Consider the following 18,613-nt stretch of genomic DNA (forward strand, 5'->3'; position numbering starts at 1 on the left):
GACTACTGCAGCACGATCAGATCCACTTTCGACGCCGCACCGCCGCCGCGGTACACGCGCTCGCTGGCCCTCTGAAAGTCCGCCTCCGTCGCTTGCGGGATGTCGACGAACTTCTGGGGATTCAGGTTCACGAGTGGGAACCAACTGCTCTGGATCTGCACCATGATGCGATGGCCGCGACGGAACGTGTGGAAGACGTCGGGCATGCCGTACTCGATCTTCGCGACCGCGTCGGGGACGAACGGCTCCGGCTTCTCGAAGCTGTTGCGGAACTTCCCGCGGAAGACCTCGCCGCGCACCAGTTGCTGGTAGCCACCCATCCGGCTGGGTGTGGCGGCCCCCCGCTCGCCACCGGCTGCTTCGGGCCCTTCCTCCTGGTAGTCGTCCGGATACACATCAATGAGCTTGACGACGAAGTCGGAGTCGGTGCCGCTCGTTGACACGTACAGCGTCGGCGCGATCGGGCCGGCGAGGGTGACGTTCGCCTTCAACACGTCTGTCTGGTAGACGAGCACGTCGGGGCGGCGCGAAGCGAACCGCTGGTCGTCGACCATGTGCTCGCGGGTCATGCCCGTGGCGGTGACGTTGGTGTACGGCACCGGCCGCGCGGGGTCGCTCACATATTCGTCGTACGCCGACGCCGCGTCGGTGGGCGCCTCGAACGACAGCCCACCGTCGCGCTGCAGGTAGATCGATCTGCGCACCGTGTTTCTCGGCGGCCACGCGTCGAAGGTCCGCCACTGGTTGCGGCCAGTCTCGAACACGTAGGCTTCGGGCAGCTTGGGATCCGCCTTGCCCTTCAGGAAGGAGGCAAAGAACGGGAACTCGATCTGCGCACGGAAGAACTCCGCGGTCTTCGCGCCGAACCGCACGTCGCCGATCGATTCGCCCGTCGTGCGTGCCCAACCGCCGTGAGACCAGGGCCCCATGACGAGCGTGTTGTACGCGCCCGGGCTCTGCTTCTCGGTGTTCTTGTAGACGGCCAGGGCCCCGAACAGGTCCTCGGCGTCGAACCATCCGCCCACGGTCATGACAGCCGGCTTGATGTTCTTCAGGTGGGGGCGGAGGTTCCTCGCCTGCCAGAACGCGTCGTACGTCTCGTGCGCCATCAGGTCGTTCCAGAACTGCACCTGGCCATGGAAGTAGCGCTCGTTCACGTGCGAGAGCGGACCGAGCTTCTGGTAGAACTGGTAGCCGTCGAGGGTTCCGTAGTCGAAGCGCGCGAAGCCCGTGCGTGTCGGCTTGGGGCGCGGCCAACCGAACCCGGAGAAGAACCCGAAGGCGTGCGGCAGATAGAGCGCACCGTTGTGGTGGAAGTCGTCGCCGATGAACCAGTCGCTGATCGGCGCCTGTGGAGAGACGGCCTTGAGCGCCGGGTGCGCGTCGATCATCCCGATGGCCGCGTAGAAGCCCGGATACGAGATCCCGTACATCCCCACCTTGCCGCTGTTGTTGGGCACGTGCTTGACGAGCCAGTCGATCGTGTCCCAGGTATCGGTGGCCTCATCGAAGTCGGTCGGGCCGCTCTTGACCGGCTTGTACGGACGCATGTCCACGAATTCACCCTGGGACATCAGCCGGCCCCGCACGTCCTGGTAGACGAAGATGTAGCCGTCGCGCATGAAGAGCCCCGACGGCCCGAGGCTCGACGGATAGTTGTCCACGCCGTACGGCGCGACGCTGTAGGGCGTGCGGTTGAGCAGGATCGGGTACGACTGAGAGCTGTCTCTCGGCACGTAGACCGCCGTGAACAGCTTCACGCCGTCGCGCATCGGGATCTCGTACTCGAACTTCTTGTAGTGGGCCTTCGCGTAGTCTGGAGTCTGATCGGCGGCCACCTGCCCGGTGGGCGCCCGCCCGATGGGCGGCACACGGGATCCCGTCGCGCCGAGCGCGACGAGCGCAGCCAGCCCGACGAGCACGGCCAGCCCGACGAGCACGGCCGGCCAGATGGAGCGACGAATCGTTGATCTCATGGAGCACCTGTGGAACGTGTCTTTGGGTGATTCGTCCCGTGATGCTACCATAGCGCTCTGCCCCGTCTCCGTGTTCTCCATCCCCCTCCGTCACCGGGAGCCTTGAGCATGGTGTTCGATCCGCCGGCGGCGGGCCGCCGCGAATTCCTGCTGCGCGTGCTGCGGGTAGGCGGCGTGAGCGCGGCGACCTTGGGCGGCGCCGCCTGGCTGCGCAGCCGAAGCGACAAGCCGAGGGAATCCGATGTCCTCGTCGCCGATCGCCGCACCGGGGTGCCCACCGACCCCGGCCTGCCGGAGATGGTCGTCGCACAAGGCGAATCGCCGCAGGCGCTCCTCCGCCGGGCGCTCGACGAACTCGGCGGCATCCGCCGCTTCATTGCCAGAGGCGACGTCGTCGTCGTGAAGCCGAACATCGGGTGGGACCGGGGGCCCGAGCAGGCCGCCAATACGAATCCGGTGCTCGTCGCGGAAATCGTGCGCGTGTGCCAGGAGGCGGGCGCGAAGCGGATCGTCGTGACCGACGTCAGCTGCAATGACGCACGGATGTGCTTCGAGCACAGCGGCATCGCGGCGGCGGCGAAGGATGCCGGTGCGGACGTGATCTTGCCCGACGAGCGGCGGTTCCGGGAAGTGAACCTGGGCGGCGACGTCCTCACGACTTGGCCCGTGCTCGAACCGTTCCTCTCGGCGGACAAGATCATCAACGTGCCGATTGCCAAACACCACAGCCTGACCGGCTGCACGGTCGGCATGAAGAACCTCTACGGCATCATCGGCGGACAGCGGAGCCGGCTGCACCAGCGGATCAACGAGAGCCTCGTGGACCTGACGGCCTTCGTACGCCCGACGCTGACCATCGTCGATGCCTATCGCGTGCTGATGCGCGGCGGACCGACGGGCGGCAGCCTGGCGGACGTGGAGTTCAAGAAGACGTTGCTCGCGGGCACCGACCCGGTCGCCCTCGATTCCTACGCGGCCAAGGCCTGGTGGGATCTCGACCACCAGCGACTGCCCTTCCTGCGAATTGCGCAGGCCCGGGGCCTGGGGAAGGCGAACTTCGAAGAGGTGCGGACGAAGATCGTGACGGTGTGAGCCACTCCTATGGCTGTCCTCTCCCAACCGACTCTCGCGCGACTCCGACGCGTCTCACAGGTCGCGTTCGTTGCGGCGTTTCTCTTCCTCCTGTTCAAGTCGGAGTTCACTGGTTCGTTCCGGGGTGCAGTCGGCGACGTCCGCCTCCCATGGCCGGTCTCCCTGTTCCTCGAGGCCGACCCGCTCTCCGCCCTCACCACAGCGCTGTCGACGCGCACGCTGTATCGCGGTCTGTGGTGGAGCCTCGTCGTGCTGGTTCCCACGTTCTTTCTCGGCCGGTTCTTCTGCGGTTGGATCTGTCCGCTCGGCACGCTCAACCACTTCTTCGGCAGCCTGCGCTCGGAGAAGAAGCGCGGCAAGTCGCTCATCGAGTCGAACCGCTACAAGCCCTGGCAGGCGACGAAGTACTACATCCTCGTCGTCGTGCTGGTGGCCGCAGCGTGTGGAACGGCCGTCGCGGGCATCGTCGATCCCATTCCTCTCACCGTTCGTTCGCTGGGCCTGGCGCTCCTCCCGGGCGTCCACTACGCGTTCGGCAGCCTGCTGGACGTGTGGTATCAAAGCCCGGTTCGCTGGGTCCGTGTCGGCGCCGACATCGTCCAGTTCCTGCTCCAGGGCACGCTCGTCACCTTCAGGCAGCCGCACTTCCGCCAGGCCTTCATCCTCGGCGTCATGTTCGTCGGCCTGCTCGCGCTCAATCTCCGTATTACCCGGTTCTGGTGCCGTGCGATCTGCCCGCTGGGTGCGTTGCTGGGCCTCGCTTCGCGCTGGTCGTTCGTGCACCTCGTGAAGGACCAGGCGCGGTGCGACACCTGTAACCGGTGCCTGGTACACTGCCAGGGCGGCGATGATCCGATCCCCGGGCCGAAGTGGAAGAAGGCCGAGTGCCACCTCTGCTTCAACTGCGTGGGGGACTGCCCGACGGGCGGCATCGCCTTCGCCATCGGATCTCCCGTGTCGCTGTCAACGACCGTCGAGGTTCCGCAGGCACAGCGGCGAAAGCTGATCACCGGCGCGGTGGCGGGCGCCGCGCTGGTACCGCTGCTCCGGTCAACGACCGGCCTGAAGGTCGAAGCCGACTCACGTCTCATCCGTCCACCGGGCGCCCTCGACGAACCGCACTTCCTCGAGCGGTGCATCCGCTGCGGCGAATGCATGAAGGTCTGCCCGAACAACGCGCTCCACCCGACGTTCATGGAGGGCGGCCTCGAGGCGATCTGGTCGCCCGTGCTCGTACCACGCGTCGGCTACTGCGAGCCGAGCTGTGTGCTGTGCGGTCAGGCCTGTCCGACCGGCGCCATCTGGGAAATCACCGTCGCGCAGAAACTCGGCAAGCCAAGCGGCATGCAGACCGCGGGCGAGACGCCCGCGCCACTCGCAGCCGGGCCACTCGCAGCCAGACCACTCGCAGCCAGACCACTCGCAGCCGGACCACCCGCAGCCAGACCACTCGCAGCCGGGCCGAGTGGCACAGGCGCCCCGCCTGTGCAGACGGCCAACCCCATCAAGATTGGCACCGCCTTCTACGACCAGGGCCGCTGCCTCCCCTGGGCGATGGCCACCGACTGCATTGTCTGCGAGGAGTGGTGCCCGACATCGCCCAAGGCGATCTACCTGGTGACGACCGACATCACCGACGCCGAGTCGAACTCGAAGTCGGTGCGCCGGCCGTACGTCGATCCCAAGCGCTGCATCGGATGCGGCGCCTGCGAGTACGCCTGCCCGGTGAAGGACCGGCCGGCCGTCTACGTGACGAGCGTCGGCGAGACGCGATCGAAGACGAACCAGTTCATTCTGCCCGCGGCACCGAAACGTTAGGCGGCAAGGGGCGGCCAGAGGCCGGGAGATGGCTTGGGGGATTGGGAGCAGGAACCGGGAATTCATCCGCAGCTGAAAGGCAGTCTTGTGAAAAAGAAATACCGCTCGATGGAAGTGGCGCCAGGGTTCAGCCGTCGGGACTTCGTGAAATCAATTGGTGCCGCGTCGGCCGCGGCCGCCGGCGGCCTCGTTCTCGCCGGCCCGGGCTTCGGCCAGACCGCTCCGCCGCAAGCACCGGTCGAGACCAACATCGCCGACTTCCTGAAGGTGCCGAAGACCGCGCGTTCGCTGCCGGGCCCGTTCCCCGGCAAGGTCGTGAAGGTCACCGACAAGCGGTCGCTCGTGGCGGAGAAGTTCGACGGCAAGGCCATCGGCGAGATGGTCGAGAAGGGGATCACGACACTCACCGGCAAGAACATGAAGGAGTCGTTCAAGCTCCTCATCGACCCCAAGGACGTCGTCGGCATCAAGGTGAACCCGGTCGGGCCTCCGCTCATCCACACGCATCCGGAGGTCGTGGACGCGGTCATCAAGTGGCTGGTGGACAACGGTCTCCCCAAGGGCCAGATCGTCATCTGGGACCGCTTCGACTACATGCTCAAGGACGCGGGCTACACACCAGACCGCTTCCCGGGCATCGCGCTCGAGGGCCTGCAGACGATGGACGAGGAGGGGAACAAGTGGCGGGGACCGGATGGGAACCACGTGTCGATCAACAACTTCGACAAGGACGTCTACTACTTCGCCAAGGGCATCGTCGGCAAGGGCGTAAAGGGCTACAAGGATGACGAGTTCTATCTGAACCAGCACGTCTTCAACGGCGAGTACTCGTACTTCGGGAAGTTGCTGACCAAGAAGCTCACCCGGATCATCAACGTCGCCGCCTACAAGAACACCGGCGCGTCGATCTCGATGGCGACGAAGAACATGGGCTATGCCTCGCTCTGTAACGTCGGCCGGCTGCACGCGCCGCTGGCCTTCAAGGCGAGCACCGAGGTCCTGGCCGCGCCGGTGCTGCGGGACAAACTCGCCCTGAACATCACCGACGGCCTGCGCGGTCAGTACGATGGCGGCCCCGACAAGAACGCCCAGTTCGTCTACGAGAACCACTCGCTCTACTTCGCGACCGATCCGTTTGCCCTGGACATGCTCTGTCACCAGGAAATCAACGCGAAGCGGAAGGAGATGGGCGCGACGGTCAACGAGAGCCCGCGGCTCACCGAGTACCTGCGCTACGCCGAGCAACTCGGCCTCGGCGTGGTGGCGGCGGACAAGATGCAGATTGTGAGGGTGTAGGAATGAGGCGGCTCCTGCTCGCGTTCGTGGCCGTCGCGGTTGGAAGCGCCTGGCAACTGGCGGCCGGCGCCCCGCTCGCACCCGGTCCGGTCGGCTCCGCACCCGGGAACGGCCATCCTGTCAGCCTGGGAACCGCACAGGCGGCAAGGACCTCCGGGGACGCCGCGCTGATGCCTGCCGAAGCGGGTCTCCCCGGTTGGAAGAGGATCGAGAACCAGCGCGTGTTCACCCGTGCGGACCTCTACGGGTACATCGACGGCGGCGCGGAACTGTTCCTGGAGCTTGGGTTCGATCAACTGACGCTCCAGAAATACCGCAACGGATCGAACGACGTCGCCGTGGAGATCTACCGGATGGCGGACGGAGCGGCGGCAACCGGCATCTACCTGATGAAGTGCGGGAAGGAAACGCATGATCCGGCGTTCAAGGAGCGCCACACGATCAACCGTCACCAGTTGATGTTCGCGCGGGATCGTTACTACGTCACGATTAACAACCTGTCCGGCGCGGACACGATGGCGCCGGAGCTCGTTCGGTTCGGATCGCTCGTCGGATCGAAGCTGCCGACCGACCGCCCTCCGGTCGAGCTGCAGCGCCTGCCGGTCGCGGGTCTCGTCGCGGGGTCGCAGCGACTGATCCGGGGCCCGTTTTCACTGCAGGCGCTCTACACCCTCGGTGACGGCGATATTCTGCAACTCGGCGGGAAGCTGACCGCCGTCGCGGGCAACTACAGGGACGCGGGCGGCGCATACACGCTCGTGGCGGTCGCCTATCCGGACGCCGCGGCCGCCAGGAAGGCGCTCGCCAACGTGCAACAGAACCTCGACAAGTACCTGAAATCCGTCAATTCGACGCCGTCGCGACTGGTGTTCAAGGACTACGAGAACAAGTTCGGCAGCCTGACTCTGACCGGGCGGCAGATCGAGATTCGGCTGCACCTGACCCGTCAACCGCAGTAGGTTGGCGACCCGACTCACTCCCGGAGTGGCCTGGCGCGACGGGCACCGGGACGCTTGGCGCCAAGTCGTTCCGAGAGCGGGTCTTGCGGGTGACACAGCCGCCGTGGATTTCAACAGCGCAAATAGTAGACAAAACCGCACTCGTGCTGTGAAATCCCGCGCCGAAAACTCGGCGACACTTTGTGAACAGATTCACAAAAGCCCCTTGTCTGCTTCTCGCTGATCCGTCAGAATATATCGGATCGGACGCGGCCGCAGACCGTGTCGAAGGCCACCAGGCTCATACTCGTCCGTTGACGTCTTCATTCATCGTCGCTCTCGTGGCTCTCGTCGGGGACAGTCTCTCGTCCTGTCGTCTGCTGCCGATCCGAGTTTGGTAACGGCACCGCCATCCTGGCGGCGCGACAAACTGGGTCCCCCTCGGGAAGGCACAGCATTTCCTACCTCATTCTCCATCAAGGGATTTGTCCATGTACGACCTGCTGATCGTGGCGGCAATCCTGGCGTGTGCGTTCCAGGCAGTGCGGGGCACACGTCTGCTGATTGCCGCGCTCTGGCTGGCGGGCGCCTCGGCGCTCACGGCTCTCATGATGTATCGCCTTGGGGCACCCGAGGTGGCGGTCATCGAACTCAGCGTCGGCGCCGGTCTCGTCACCGTGCTGTTCGTGTTCGCCATCAACATTGCCGGGGAGGAGCCACCCGTCACGCTACGGTCCCTCGTCCCGGCGCCCCTCGCGTGGATCGCGGCGCTTGGCGCCGTGGCCCTCGGGGCCTGGATGGCGATCCCGAATCTGCGGGCGGAGGCCGGCCTCGTGCAGCCCGATCGGTTTGCCACCGTGCTCTGGGAGCAACGGCGCCTGGACGTGCTGCTTCAGATCGTGCTCATCATCGGCGGCGTTCTGGCCGTGCTCGGCCTCCTCTCGGAGGGGCGCTCGCACGCCCGGAAGGAGAACCACTAATGTCGCTCTCGCTTCCCCTGCTCTCCGCCGTGGCGGTGCTCGGGCTGCTCGGTATCGGGCTGCTCGGGCTGCTGGTCACGCGCAACCTGATCAAAGTGGTCGTGGGCATGCAGGTCCTGGTCAAGGGGGCGATGCTCGCGCTCGTACTCGCGGGCAAGCTCTCCGGCCAGATTCAGACCGGCCAGACGCTCGCGTTGACCGTGATCGTGGCCGACACGATCGTCTCCGTCGTTGCCCTGGCCTTTGCGGTGCAGGTGCGGCGGCAGTTCGGCACCCTGGATCTCCAGGCGCTGTCGACGCTGCGGAGGTAGGCCCATGCCGACGATTTCAACACTCGCCATTCTCTCGATTGCCGTGCCGTGGCTCGGCGCCGTGGTCATCTGGCTGCTCCGCGACCGCGAGGCGTGGGTTCAGCACGCGCTGGCCGTGGCCTTCGCGCTCGCCGGCGCGGTGGCCGCCGTCGCGATGATCCCGTTGCGGACCGAGTCGAACGTGCTGGACTTCCCGCTCGGCGCGGCGTTCGGCCAGGTGACGTTTCTCCCCGACGGTCTGGCCGTCTTCCTCGCCGTCGTCGCGGCCGTCATCGGCAGCCTGGCGGTCATCTTCTCGGTCGACTACATGAAGGGCGAGAAGCAGCTCGCCCGCTATTACGCCTACGTGCTCTTCTTCATCGGCTCGATGGTGGGCCTGGTGCTCTCGAGCAATCTGCTGGTCGTGTTCGTCTTCTGGGAGATCACCGCGCTCTGTTCCTACGCGCTCATCTCGTTCTACAACGACGACCCGAAGGCCGTGGCTGCGGGCATCAAGGCGCTCATCATCACGCAGGTTGGCGGCATCGGTCTGCTGGCCGGCGCCTTGTTCCTCTTCGTCTATCAGGGAAGCTACGACGTGCCGACGTTCCTGGCGAACGCGGGCAAGATCCCGGCCAACGTCCTCGCCCTGATGGCCTTCGGATTCCTCGTGGCGGCGGCGGCGAAGTCGGCGCAGTTCCCGTTCCAGACCTGGCTGCCGGATGCGATGGAAGCCCCGACGCCGATCAGCGCGCTGATCCACGCCGCGACGATGGTGAACGCGGGCGTGTATCTGCTGGCGCGCTTCTACCCGGCCTTCGAAGCGGTGCCGCACTGGAAGCTCGCGGTGCTGACCGTCGGCGCCGTCACGGCGCTGATGGCCGCGCTGATGGCGGTCGTCTCCAATGACCTGAAGCGGGTGCTCGCGTATTCGACCGTCAGCCAGCTCGGCTACATGGTTTACGCGATCGGTGCCGGCGGCCTGTTTGCGAGCCAGTTCCACCTGCTCAGCCACGCGGTCTTCAAGGCGTTGCTCTTCCTCTCGGCCGGCGCGATCATCCACGCCGCCGGCACGCGCGACATGCGCGAGATGGGGGGCCTCGGCAGGCAGATGCCACTCGTCAGAATCGTGATGATCGTCGGCGGCCTGGCGCTCGCCGGCATCCCGATCCTGAACGGCTTCTGGAGCAAGGAACTGGTGCTCGAGGCCGGGCACGAGGGCGGGCCATATTGGGCCTGGCTGATCATGGTGTTCGGTGCCGGTCTCACCGCGCTCTACACGCTCCGGTTCATCACGATGGTGTTCTACGGCGAGCCGCGTGGAAAGGCCCACGTGCACGACGCCGGTCCCGCGATGAAGGTAGCGCTCGTGCCGCTCGCGCTCGGCACGCTCACGACCTGGCTCATCGCCGGCGAGTTCGGGGCGTTCCTGGGCAAGGCGGTCACGGGCGAGCGGCCGGTCGAATCGACCGCCGCGGTCCTGACGCAGGTCGCCACCGCGCCGCTCACGATGGTGGCCCTGGCCGTCGTCGCGCTGGGGTTGATCGCCTGGTGGCAACACGAGCGGCTGAGCGGCGTGGCGACGGCGCTCGGCGGCATCGGGACGATGGCGAGGAACAGCTTCGGGTTCGAGGCCATCAACCGGGGCGTCATTGCGGCAACGGAAGGCGCGGCCGAATCCCTGCGCGGCACGCAGAACGGCATCCTGAACTGGAACGTGATGGCGATCCTTGTCGGGCTGGTCGTCGTCCTGGCCATCCTGGCACTCGGAGGAGCCTAAGACCATGAATCCGACTTTGGCGTTGACCTGGTTACTCGTCCTGCCCCTGGTGGCCTCGCCGATCATCTACCTGGCGGGTCGAATCAACGTGCGCCTGGGCGCGACGGCCGCCCCCGCGCGCTGGCTGTCGGCGCTGACGCTGGCCGCCGCGGGCATCCCGCTCTGGTATCTCGGTGAAGCGGTGCTCTCCGGCGGTCCGGTCGACATGGGCGTCGGGACGATCAGCCTTCGGATGGACGGTGTCGGCCTGCTGCTGGCGGGAACCGTCACCGTGCTCACCTTTCTCGTGTCAATCTTCTCGATCCCCTACATGGCGGGCGAAGAGGGCGAGGAGAAGTACTACGCGCTGCTCGTGGCGATGGCCGGCGCGATGGTCGGTCTCGGCTGCGCGAACGACCTCTTCAACCTGTGGGTCTGGTTCGAGGTGATGACGGTCACGTCGTTCCTTCTGGTGGCGTTCTATCGCCAACAGCGCGGGGCGCTCGAGGCCGGCGTCAAGTATCTCGTGCAGTCGGCGGTCGGCTCGGCGCTGGTGCTGATCGGCATCGCGTTCGTGTTCGCTCAGACGGGCACGCTCAACCTGCAGCAGGTCCTGGCGGCCTCGACGCACTCGACGCCACAGATGCTGGCGGCCGGCGCGCTGTTCCTCATCGGCTTCGGCGTGAAGACGGCGATGGTGCCACTGCACACCTGGCTGCCGGACGCCCACTCACAGGCCCCGAGCGGCATCAGCGCGATGCTGTCGGGCGTCGTGATCGAAGCGGGCCTCATCGCCATGCTCCGCGCGCTCGGGTGCCTGGCGCCCGTGAGCAGCACCTGGGGCGCGTTCATCCTGGCGTTCGGCGCGTTGAACATGGTTGTCGGCAACCTGATGGCGCTGCGGCAGACGCAGGTCAAGCGGATGTTCGCCTACTCGAGCGTCAGCCACATGGGCTACATGCTCATCGGATTCGGCGTGGCGGTCGGTTACGGGATTGCGAACGGCGCGGCCGGCGGGTTCTTCCACCTCTTCAATCACGCGCTGATGAAGGGCCTGGCCTTCATGGCGGCCGGCGCGCTGCTCTATTCGCTGCACGTGGCGCGGGGCAGCCATGATTCGCTGACACTCGACGATTTGAACGGTGCCGCGAACCGCTACCCGATCACGGCCCTCGCGCTCAGCGTGGCGGTGCTCGCCCTCGGCGGCCTGCCGCCGCTCTCAGGTTTCATGTCGAAGTGGCAGATCTTCGTCGCGGGTTTCGAGACGCGGAACGCGGGCGTGGAGGCACTGGTCATCTTCGCGGCGCTCAACAGCGTGCTGTCGCTGGCGTACTATGCACCGCTCGTCAACCGGATGTACCGGCACGAACCGTCGCCAACGGTTGCAGCCGGCCATAACGTGAGCTTCCTGATGGCCGCGCCGCTGGTGGTGCTGACGCTGGCGGTGATCGTACTGGGATTCTGGCCGGGCCTCATGGACTTCATCACGCACCCGGCGGCCGTGCATTTCGTGTCCATCTTCAGCGGCGGTCCGGCGCTAGCACAGTTCTAGGCTCCGGGCCCGGAGCCTTCTTGCGAGGTATCTATGAATTGGCTCTTGTCGCCTCCGGTTGCGTTTCTCGCGTATATCCCGCTGGTGCTCGTGATCGTCGGGGTCGGCCGCCTGTTGGCCGGCCCCGCGAACACCAGCGCCATGAAGTCGAGTGTCTATGGCAGTGGCGAGGCATCGCCCACGTTCGAGGCGGCCCCGGGCTACCAGCCGTTCTTCCTGATCGCGCTGTTCTTCGCCGTCGTGCACCTGGCGATGCTGGTGCTCGGCGTCGGCAGTCTGCCGGCGCCGGCGGGCATCTACCTCATCGGGCTCTTCATCGCCCTCGTGGCGCTCATTCTCGGATAGGAGCGTAGGTATGGCAAACCAGTCGCTGCTCCAGGCCATCATGAATCCCCTGCGGACCTGGGCGCGCGTGAATTCGCCGTGGGCCATTCACTTCAACAGCGGCTCGTGCAACGGGTGCGACATCGAGATCCTCGCCACGCTCACGCCGCGTTACGACATCGAGCGGTTCGGCATCAAGCTCCAGGGCAGCCCGCGGCACGCGGACGTTCTCATCTGCACCGGTCCAGTCACACGCCAGGCGAAGGACCGCCTGGTGCGGGTCTACGAGCAGATGCCCGACCCGAAATTCGTCGTGGCCGTCGGGTCGTGCGGCATCTCCGGCGGGGCCTTCCAGGGCTGCTACAACATCGTCGGCAGCCTCGCGGATGTCATTCCCGTCAGTGCCTTCGTCCCGGGATGTCCGCCGCGTCCCGAAGCCATCATCTATGGCGTCGTCGCGCTGCTGAACAGCCTGAAGCAACCTGCGCCGGCCGCCGCCAGCGCTGAAGCCGTGGCGTGAGGAGACTGGAATGGACACCGCACAGACATTGACCACGGCACAGACCCTGTTGCAGCCCGTCACGGTGGGAGCGCCGAAGATCGAAGGCCACCGCCTGGATATCCCGGTGAAACGGGAGGACCTCCTGCGCGCCGTCAAGATCCTGGTTGACGCGCACTGGGGCTACCTGTCGGCCATCACGGGCCTCGACCTTCCCTGGCCGAAGCCGAAGCCGGGAATCAAGCCGGCGGAGCCCGCGCCCGAGGCCGGACCGCTCGAGGACGAGCTCGAGGCGCTGTACCACTTTGCGAGCGGCGCGGCCGTCGCGACCATCCGCGTGCGCGTGCCGTATCACGACACCCGCATCCCGAGCATCTGCCCGATCATTCCGTCGGCCACGCTCTACGAGCGCGAGTTGCAGGAGATGCTCGGGTTCATCGTCGAGGGCACGCCGGTGCCCGACAAGCTGTTGCTGCCCGACGATTGGCCGGCGGGGCTGTACCCGCTGCGGAAGTCGTTCACCGGGGCCGAGCTGGCCGGCAAGTAGCACGGACAGCCCGCGCGGGGAACCAACAGGCCGCGGGAAGACACCGGCCTGAACGAAGGGCGGCAAACGAAGATCGGAGAACGTGGGGCCAGGCTTGCGCCTCGCCCGGAGGATACGATGGACACGCAGCAGGAACTCCGCAAGAAATTCGTGGTGCCGATCGGGCCGCAGCATCCGGCCCTGAAGGAACCCGGGCACTTCGAGATCACGGTGGACGGCGAGATCGTGACCGCTGCCTCGGCCCGGCTCGGCTACGTGCACCGCGGCATCGAGAAGGGCGTCGAGAAGGGCAACTGGGCGCAGGGCATGTACATGCTGGAGCGGATCTGCGGGATCTGCTCGCACGTGCACGCCACCGCCTACGCGCTCGGCGTCGAGGCGTTGGCCGGCGTCCAGGCGCCTCCTCGGGCGCAGGCCATCCGTGTCCTGGTCGCCGAACTGGAGCGCGTCCACAGCCACTTCCTGTGGCTTGGCGTCGCGGCGCACGAGGGGGGGTTCGACACGCTGTTCATGTACTCGTGGCGCGACCGCGAGCTCATCATGGACGTCCTCGAGGGCCTGACCGGCAATCGCGTCAACTACTCCTGCAACGTCCTGGGCGGCGTGAAGTTCGACGTGGACGAGACGCAGGCGGACGCGATCAGGAAGGCCATCGACTTCCTCGAGCCGCGCACGCACCACTACCTGAAGGTCGTGACGACCGACGAGACGCTGATCGGCCGCACCCGCGGCGTCGGGAGGCTGAACCAGGAACAGGCCGATGCCCTCGGGGCCGTGGGCCCGACGGCGCGCGCCTCCGGCGTGCCGCGCGACATCCGCGTCGACGCGCCCTACGCCGCCTACCCGGATTTCCCGGTCAAGACGATTACCGCCACGGCCGGCGACCTCGAGGCCAAGTTCGTCTGCCGCCTCCAGGAGCTCTTCGAGAGCTACCGCGTCATCCGCGAGATCCTCGACAAGCTGCCTCCCGGCGACCTCACCGTGAAGGTGAAGCCGCGCGTGCCGGCGGGCGAGACGATCAGCCGCGTCGAAGCGCCCCGCGGTGAACTGTTCTACTACCTGAAGAGCTCGGGCGGGCCGAATCCGGACCGTGTGAAGGTACGGACCCCGAGCCTGTGCAACTGGGGCACGGTGCTCGTGACCGCGCCCGGCCACAAGCTGGCCGACGTCCCGATGCTCATTGCCGGTATCGACCCGTGCTTCTCCTGCAACGACCGCCTCGTCACCATCCATCGTCGCGCGGACGCGGAAACGTGGACGTGGGCCCGGCTGCGCCAATACGGAATCGAGTACTACCGATGACCAACAACCTGCCACCACTCGTCGCGCTGTTGATTCTGCCCGGCGGCCTGTTCCTGCTGTCGGTGAGTACGGTGTACGAATGGGCCGACCGCAAGCTGGTCGCCCGGTTCCAGAACCGAATCGGCCCACGCTGGTTCCAGCCCGTCGCCGACATCGTCAAGCTCCTCGCGAAGGAGGAGATCGTCCCGGACGGCTCGAATCGCGTGCTGTTTCACGGACTGCCGGTCGTGGCGCTCATCGGCACGCTCACTGCCGGGCTCTACGTACCGATGGCGGGGTTGGCACCATCGTACAGCTTCACGGGAGACCTGATCGTCACGCTCTACCTGCTGAGCCTGATGACGTTGTGCATGGGGCTGGCCGGCGCCAATACCATCGACCGCTTCTCGCTCGTCGGCGCCACGCGCGCGCTGACGCAGCTGTTCTCGTACGAGGCGCCGTTCCTGCTCGCGCTGCTCGGCCCGGCGATCGTCGCCAATACCTGGCAGATCAGCGAGGTCAACACCTACGCGGCCAAGCACTGGTGGTTCGTCCTCACGCAGCCGGTGGGCTTCATCGTGGCGATCATTGGCCTGATGGGCAAACTGGAACTGCCGCCGTTCGATTCTCCCGAGGCCGAAACCGAGATCGTCGCCGGCCCGATGACGGAGTACAGCGGCCGCGGGTGGGGCCTCTTCCGTCTCGGCCGCGATGTCGAGTTGTTCGTCGGTCTGACATTACTCGCGGCGTTCTACCTTGGCGGGATCGCCAATCCGATCGAGTTCATCGTGAAGACGGGCGTGCTGCTGCTCGTCACCGCCGGTCTGCAGTCGCTGTTCTGCCGCTTGAGGATCGACCAGACGGTCGGCCTCTGGTGGCGCGTCGGCGTGCTGCTCGCACTCGCGCAATTGCTCGTGCTCGTGTTCATCCGATAGGACCTGTTCGTAGCGCAAGTCTCGTGGCTTGCGAGGAGCGGATATGAGAATCGGCGCAATGCTTGGTGACATCTCGCGGTCGCTGTTCAAGCGCCCGATCACGGAGCGGTACCCGTTCGAACGGAAACCGACTCCCGAACGCCTGCGGGGCCACCTGATGTTCGATCCCTCGAAGTGCACGGGCTGCAAGATCTGCGTGCGCGACTGCCCGGCGCTCGGGATCGAGTTGATGGTGGTGGACAAGGTCAACAAGCGCTTCGTGATGCGCTTCCACACCGACCGCTGCACCTACTGCGCGCAGTGCGTGGTGAGCTGCAACTTCGACGCGCTCGGCATGTCGCACGAGAACTGGGAACTGGCGGCCCTCAGCAAGGAGGCGTTCGAGGTATCACTCGGCCGCGAAGAGGACATCCAGGCGCTGCTGAACCAGGTGTCCTGCGCCCCGACGACGCCGGCGAAGCCGCCGACCCCGCTCCCCTCTCCGGCGTGAGCGTTCGGACCGGCATGTCCCTCGCTCTCCCAACTCCCCGCCCCGCGCGCGTCGCCATCCTCGGCGTCGGCAACGACATGAATGGCGATGATGGCGCAGGGGTCTCGGTCGTGCGGGAACTGGCTGCGCGGATGCCGGCAACGCCGGGCGTGCTGCTGATCGACGGCGGGACCGCCCCCGAGAACTTCACCGGCCCGATCCGCCGGTTTCGCCCCGACCTCGTCATCGAGATCGACGCTGCCGACCAGGGAGAACCTCCGGGAACGGTCGCGTGGATTGACTGGCGGGAGGCCGATGGCATGAGCGCCTCGACGCACACGCTGCCGCCATCGGTGCTCGCCAACTATCTGTCATCTGAACTCGGCTGCCGGGTCGCCCTCGTCGGCATCCAGCCCGAAGGCCTCGAAATGGGCACCCCGCTCTCACCCACCGTGGCTTCCGCCGTTCGCGACCTGGCGGACGCCCTCAGCGGCTGGTTCGCCGATCGCACTCAGGGCATCGCCGAGTGACGAGTCCACGTCAGATCTGCGAGTAGTCGGTCGGGCGCAAGAACACGACCGTCGTCGCGGATACGACATTCGCAAAGGACGGGTCCGCGCTGAGCTGCTTCCACCCGGAGTCGCTCCTGAAAGCCTCCCAGGTCTTCTCGCGGGCCGGCATGTCTGCGTGGACGGTCAGGTAGACCAGGTTTGGCTGCCGCGGGCCGGCCAGCATCTGCCCGAAGAACACCGGTCGCAGGCCGACCCGGTCGAAGATGGCGATTTCGCCGCCCTCGTTGAACATCTCGATCTTCTTCAGCGCCGCCGTCTCGCTGTGGCTCTCGTAGATGCGCAACTCGAAGATGCGCGGCTTGGCGGCCGACGTCTCGGCCGGAACGCGGAGTCGGGGCACGTTCCTGAAAGCGCGGAGCAGCCAGCTCTCGTACCGGGTGTAGGCAGGGTTGTCGATCGACGCGCCCAGATAGCCGGCCGCCGCCTTCCGGTATTCGGCGTCTCCCAATAGCCTGGCGGGCGCCGCCTGGTATGCCTCCAGGTCGGGATGGGGAATCAGCACGTAGAGCAACAGTGCATTCGCCCCGGACAACACCCCGAACACGCCCACCGGCTTGATGCCGATCCGGTTCCACGCCGGTATCGCGGCCTTCGACAGGTAATCGTTGAGAACCGCCTTGCGACTGCCTGTCGGCATCTCGTAGATGCGAAGTTCGTAGAGCTCCCGCGGCGTCTCCGGGACGACGCTCTCCAAGCCGGACCAGCCTGACAGGGCAGCGGCCCCGGTGAGAGAGGACGTCTTGAGGAATTCCCGTCGTTGCATGATCTCCTCCTGAAAACCCCACCCGCGTTCATCCTTCCGTGGTGATTGCCGCCAGGTCACGATGACGCGTTTCGGGAAGCGTCCAGACCCACGTCGCGGTTCCCAGGGCAAGGAACAGTGGCACGCCGAGGCCGCCCGCCAGGCCGTGCGTCGCCACGAAGAAGCTCACGAGAAACGGCGCGAAGAACTGGACGCCCCGTGCGGTGTTGTAGGTGGTCCCCATCGCGAAGTTCCGGATGTCGGTTGGGAACAGCTCGGCGAGCAGCGCGCCGAACCCGGCAGTACAGCCGGAACCGAGACCCAGCGCCAGGAACGCGCCCCAGAACAGGAACGGATGCGGCAGCAGTTGCTGCCAGTGGAACGCCAGCGGGTAGAGCGCAGCCGCCGTCAGCAACGAATAGAGTGTGAACAGCAGTCGCCTGCCGAATCGGTCGGCGAGGTAGCCGAACGCCAGCATCCCGAGGAGTTGGCCAAGCTGCGCCGTGAGCATCCACGTCGCCGATCGGGCGATCGGCTGGTGGAACTCCGTCTGCAGGAACTTGGGCAGCCACGTATAGCACGTCCAGTAGGTGCCCAACTTGAGCACGCCAAGGACGAACCCCTTCAGTGTCGTCCCCACCAGACGACGTCGGACGATGAGCCGGAGGGCTTCGATCGGGGAGAGACGATCGTCCTTCTGCGCCACCCACAGTTGCGACTCCGGGAGGTGCCGTCGGACAAGGAAGGCCACGAGCGCCGTGGCCGAGGACGCGAGGAACACGGCGCGCCAGCCGATCAGCGGCGCAACCAGGAACCCGACGATCGCGGCGAGGCCCACGCCGATTGGTTCGCCGGCCTGCAGCAGCGCCGACGCCCGCCCCCGCATCGCTGGCGGCGAGCTCTCGGCAAGCAGCGCATGACCAACCGCCCACTGCCCGCCCACACCGAGGCCCGTGATCAGGCGAAACAGCAGGACCGTCCAGAATCCAGTGGCAAACGCGGTGAGGGCCGTGCCGATCGAGTACACGAGAATCGTCCACGTCATCACATAGCGGCGACCGCGGAGGTCTGACAGGTAGCCGAACAGGATACCGCCGATGCCCGAGCCGCCCAGCGCAATGCCAAGCAGCGTTGCTTCTTCCGTACCCGAGAGCGCCAGGTCCTTGCCGATTGGGACGAGGAGGAACGAGAACAGCACCAGATCGTAGAAGTCGAACATCCAGCCGGCCAGCGAAATGAGCCAGATGCGAACCGGGAATCGACTGGGAGTCGCGGCAGACAGGGCCTCGGGAGGTTGGGTCATGCGGCGCATCATACCGGAAATCCGCGCACTCCGGCGCGGCGATCGCTCCGGAGGCCGGACGTTCCGCGCACCGTGGTGGACTGGATTCAGCGGCCCTGGGCGGATCGGCGTTGCGCCGTGGCAAATGACGCGCGGACGAGCGTCCGCCCGACCACGTGGGCGGCGAAGGCCGGCCCGAAACGTGTCGCATCCTTCTCGTCGAGGCACGGGCCCTGCGGGTGGCAGCCGAAGCACAGGCAC

18 protein-coding genes are annotated in these 18,613 nt (G+C 66.3%); 15 read left to right on the top strand and 3 right to left on the bottom strand.

Annotation, left to right across the window (positions count from 1 at the left end; all coding sequences use genetic code 11):
* Positions 1 to 2 precede the first annotated feature (2 nt).
* Positions 3 to 1,976: a CocE/NonD family hydrolase gene (locus VGK32_03595; protein ID HEY3380823.1), complete on the bottom strand. Its 1,974-nt coding sequence runs from the start codon at positions 1,974 to 1,976 to the stop codon at positions 3 to 5.
* Positions 1,977 to 2,084: 108 nt separating this feature from the next.
* Here VGK32_03595 and VGK32_03600 point away from each other — a divergent pair, with 108 nt between their 5' ends.
* From VGK32_03600 to hycI, 15 genes are all read left to right on the top strand, one after another.
* Positions 2,085 to 3,068: a DUF362 domain-containing protein gene (locus tag VGK32_03600; protein HEY3380824.1), complete on the top strand. Its 984-nt coding sequence runs from the start codon at positions 2,085 to 2,087 to the stop codon at positions 3,066 to 3,068.
* Between the two features lie 9 nt (positions 3,069 to 3,077).
* Complete coding sequence (locus VGK32_03605) at positions 3,078 to 4,886, top strand: 4Fe-4S binding protein (GenBank protein ID HEY3380825.1); 1,809 nt, start codon at positions 3,078 to 3,080, stop codon at positions 4,884 to 4,886.
* An 87-nt stretch (positions 4,887 to 4,973) separates the two neighbouring features.
* A complete protein-coding gene (locus VGK32_03610) occupies positions 4,974 to 6,182 on the top strand; it encodes a DUF362 domain-containing protein (GenBank protein HEY3380826.1) in 1,209 nt (402 codons plus the stop codon).
* 2 nt (positions 6,183 to 6,184) lie between these two features.
* Positions 6,185 to 7,141 carry a DUF6599 family protein gene (locus VGK32_03615; GenBank protein HEY3380827.1) on the top strand — a complete coding sequence of 319 codons (957 nt, stop codon included), beginning with the start codon at positions 6,185 to 6,187 and terminating at the stop codon, positions 7,139 to 7,141.
* A 470-nt stretch (positions 7,142 to 7,611) separates the two neighbouring features.
* On the top strand, positions 7,612 to 8,100 hold the full coding sequence (locus VGK32_03620; protein ID HEY3380828.1) for a hydrogenase subunit MbhD domain-containing protein: 489 nt from the start codon (positions 7,612 to 7,614) through the stop codon (positions 8,098 to 8,100).
* The gene (locus VGK32_03625; protein ID HEY3380829.1) at positions 8,100 to 8,411 is read left to right on the top strand and encodes an NADH-quinone oxidoreductase subunit K; all 312 of its coding nucleotides are present in this window, start codon (positions 8,100 to 8,102) and stop codon (positions 8,409 to 8,411) included. Before VGK32_03620 ends, VGK32_03625 begins: the two co-directional genes overlap by 1 nt.
* 4 nt (positions 8,412 to 8,415) lie before the next feature.
* Complete coding sequence (locus VGK32_03630) at positions 8,416 to 10,170, top strand: NADH-quinone oxidoreductase subunit L (GenBank protein HEY3380830.1); 1,755 nt, start codon at positions 8,416 to 8,418, stop codon at positions 10,168 to 10,170.
* Positions 10,171 to 10,174: 4 nt separating this feature from the next.
* Positions 10,175 to 11,701 carry a proton-conducting transporter membrane subunit gene (locus VGK32_03635; protein ID HEY3380831.1) on the top strand — a complete coding sequence of 509 codons (1,527 nt, stop codon included), beginning with the start codon at positions 10,175 to 10,177 and terminating at the stop codon, positions 11,699 to 11,701.
* A 33-nt stretch (positions 11,702 to 11,734) separates the two neighbouring features.
* Positions 11,735 to 12,046 carry a hypothetical protein gene (locus VGK32_03640; protein HEY3380832.1) on the top strand — a complete coding sequence of 104 codons (312 nt, stop codon included), beginning with the start codon at positions 11,735 to 11,737 and terminating at the stop codon, positions 12,044 to 12,046.
* A gap of 10 nt (positions 12,047 to 12,056) precedes the next feature.
* The gene (locus tag VGK32_03645) at positions 12,057 to 12,545 is read left to right on the top strand and encodes an NADH-quinone oxidoreductase subunit B family protein (GenBank protein ID HEY3380833.1); all 489 of its coding nucleotides are present in this window, start codon (positions 12,057 to 12,059) and stop codon (positions 12,543 to 12,545) included.
* Between the two features lie 10 nt (positions 12,546 to 12,555).
* Positions 12,556 to 13,071, top strand: a complete 516-nt coding sequence (locus tag VGK32_03650) for an NADH-quinone oxidoreductase subunit C (GenBank protein HEY3380834.1) — start codon at positions 12,556 to 12,558, stop codon at positions 13,069 to 13,071.
* 117 nt (positions 13,072 to 13,188) lie between these two features.
* Positions 13,189 to 14,373, top strand: a complete 1,185-nt coding sequence (locus tag VGK32_03655) for a nickel-dependent hydrogenase large subunit (protein ID HEY3380835.1) — start codon at positions 13,189 to 13,191, stop codon at positions 14,371 to 14,373.
* Positions 14,370 to 15,287 carry a complex I subunit 1 family protein gene (locus tag VGK32_03660; protein HEY3380836.1) on the top strand — a complete coding sequence of 306 codons (918 nt, stop codon included), beginning with the start codon at positions 14,370 to 14,372 and terminating at the stop codon, positions 15,285 to 15,287. Before VGK32_03655 ends, VGK32_03660 begins: the two co-directional genes overlap by 4 nt.
* A gap of 43 nt (positions 15,288 to 15,330) precedes the next feature.
* Complete coding sequence (locus VGK32_03665) at positions 15,331 to 15,777, top strand: 4Fe-4S dicluster domain-containing protein (GenBank protein HEY3380837.1); 447 nt, start codon at positions 15,331 to 15,333, stop codon at positions 15,775 to 15,777.
* Between the two features lie 14 nt (positions 15,778 to 15,791).
* Positions 15,792 to 16,286, top strand: a complete 495-nt coding sequence (gene hycI / locus VGK32_03670; protein HEY3380838.1) for a hydrogenase maturation peptidase HycI — start codon at positions 15,792 to 15,794, stop codon at positions 16,284 to 16,286.
* Positions 16,287 to 16,296: 10 nt separating this feature from the next.
* Here hycI and VGK32_03675 read toward each other — a convergent pair whose 3' ends face one another.
* Both VGK32_03675 and VGK32_03680 read right to left on the bottom strand, forming a co-directional pair.
* On the bottom strand, positions 16,297 to 17,091 hold the full coding sequence (locus VGK32_03675) for an NIPSNAP family protein (protein ID HEY3380839.1): 795 nt from the start codon (positions 17,089 to 17,091) through the stop codon (positions 16,297 to 16,299).
* 28 nt (positions 17,092 to 17,119) lie between these two features.
* Positions 17,120 to 18,373 carry an MFS transporter gene (locus VGK32_03680; protein HEY3380840.1) on the bottom strand — a complete coding sequence of 418 codons (1,254 nt, stop codon included), beginning with the start codon at positions 18,371 to 18,373 and terminating at the stop codon, positions 17,120 to 17,122.
* Positions 18,374 to 18,613: the final 240 nt, after the last annotated feature.

The organism is Vicinamibacterales bacterium, from assembly GCA_036504215.1.
Classification (GTDB): Bacteria; Acidobacteriota; Vicinamibacteria; order Vicinamibacterales; family Fen-181; genus FEN-299.

Coding starts and splice junctions, on each gene's coding strand:
- VGK32_03595 (HEY3380823.1), bottom strand. CDS start 1,976: ATGAGATCAACGATTCGTCGCTCCATCTGGCCGGCCGTGCTCGTCGGG.
- VGK32_03600 (HEY3380824.1), top strand. CDS start 2,085: ATGGTGTTCGATCCGCCGGCGGCGGGCCGCCGCGAATTCCTGCTGCGC.
- VGK32_03605 (HEY3380825.1), top strand. CDS start 3,078: ATGGCTGTCCTCTCCCAACCGACTCTCGCGCGACTCCGACGCGTCTCA.
- VGK32_03615 (HEY3380827.1), top strand. CDS start 6,185: ATGAGGCGGCTCCTGCTCGCGTTCGTGGCCGTCGCGGTTGGAAGCGCC.
- VGK32_03620 (HEY3380828.1), top strand. CDS start 7,612: ATGTACGACCTGCTGATCGTGGCGGCAATCCTGGCGTGTGCGTTCCAG.
- VGK32_03625 (HEY3380829.1), top strand. CDS start 8,100: ATGTCGCTCTCGCTTCCCCTGCTCTCCGCCGTGGCGGTGCTCGGGCTG.
- VGK32_03630 (HEY3380830.1), top strand. CDS start 8,416: ATGCCGACGATTTCAACACTCGCCATTCTCTCGATTGCCGTGCCGTGG.
- VGK32_03635 (HEY3380831.1), top strand. CDS start 10,175: ATGAATCCGACTTTGGCGTTGACCTGGTTACTCGTCCTGCCCCTGGTG.
- VGK32_03640 (HEY3380832.1), top strand. CDS start 11,735: ATGAATTGGCTCTTGTCGCCTCCGGTTGCGTTTCTCGCGTATATCCCG.
- VGK32_03645 (HEY3380833.1), top strand. CDS start 12,057: ATGGCAAACCAGTCGCTGCTCCAGGCCATCATGAATCCCCTGCGGACC.
- VGK32_03650 (HEY3380834.1), top strand. CDS start 12,556: ATGGACACCGCACAGACATTGACCACGGCACAGACCCTGTTGCAGCCC.
- VGK32_03655 (HEY3380835.1), top strand. CDS start 13,189: ATGGACACGCAGCAGGAACTCCGCAAGAAATTCGTGGTGCCGATCGGG.
- VGK32_03660 (HEY3380836.1), top strand. CDS start 14,370: ATGACCAACAACCTGCCACCACTCGTCGCGCTGTTGATTCTGCCCGGC.
- VGK32_03665 (HEY3380837.1), top strand. CDS start 15,331: ATGAGAATCGGCGCAATGCTTGGTGACATCTCGCGGTCGCTGTTCAAG.
- hycI (HEY3380838.1), top strand. CDS start 15,792: ATGTCCCTCGCTCTCCCAACTCCCCGCCCCGCGCGCGTCGCCATCCTC.
- VGK32_03675 (HEY3380839.1), bottom strand. CDS start 17,091: ATGCAACGACGGGAATTCCTCAAGACGTCCTCTCTCACCGGGGCCGCT.
- VGK32_03680 (HEY3380840.1), bottom strand. CDS start 18,373: ATGACCCAACCTCCCGAGGCCCTGTCTGCCGCGACTCCCAGTCGATTC.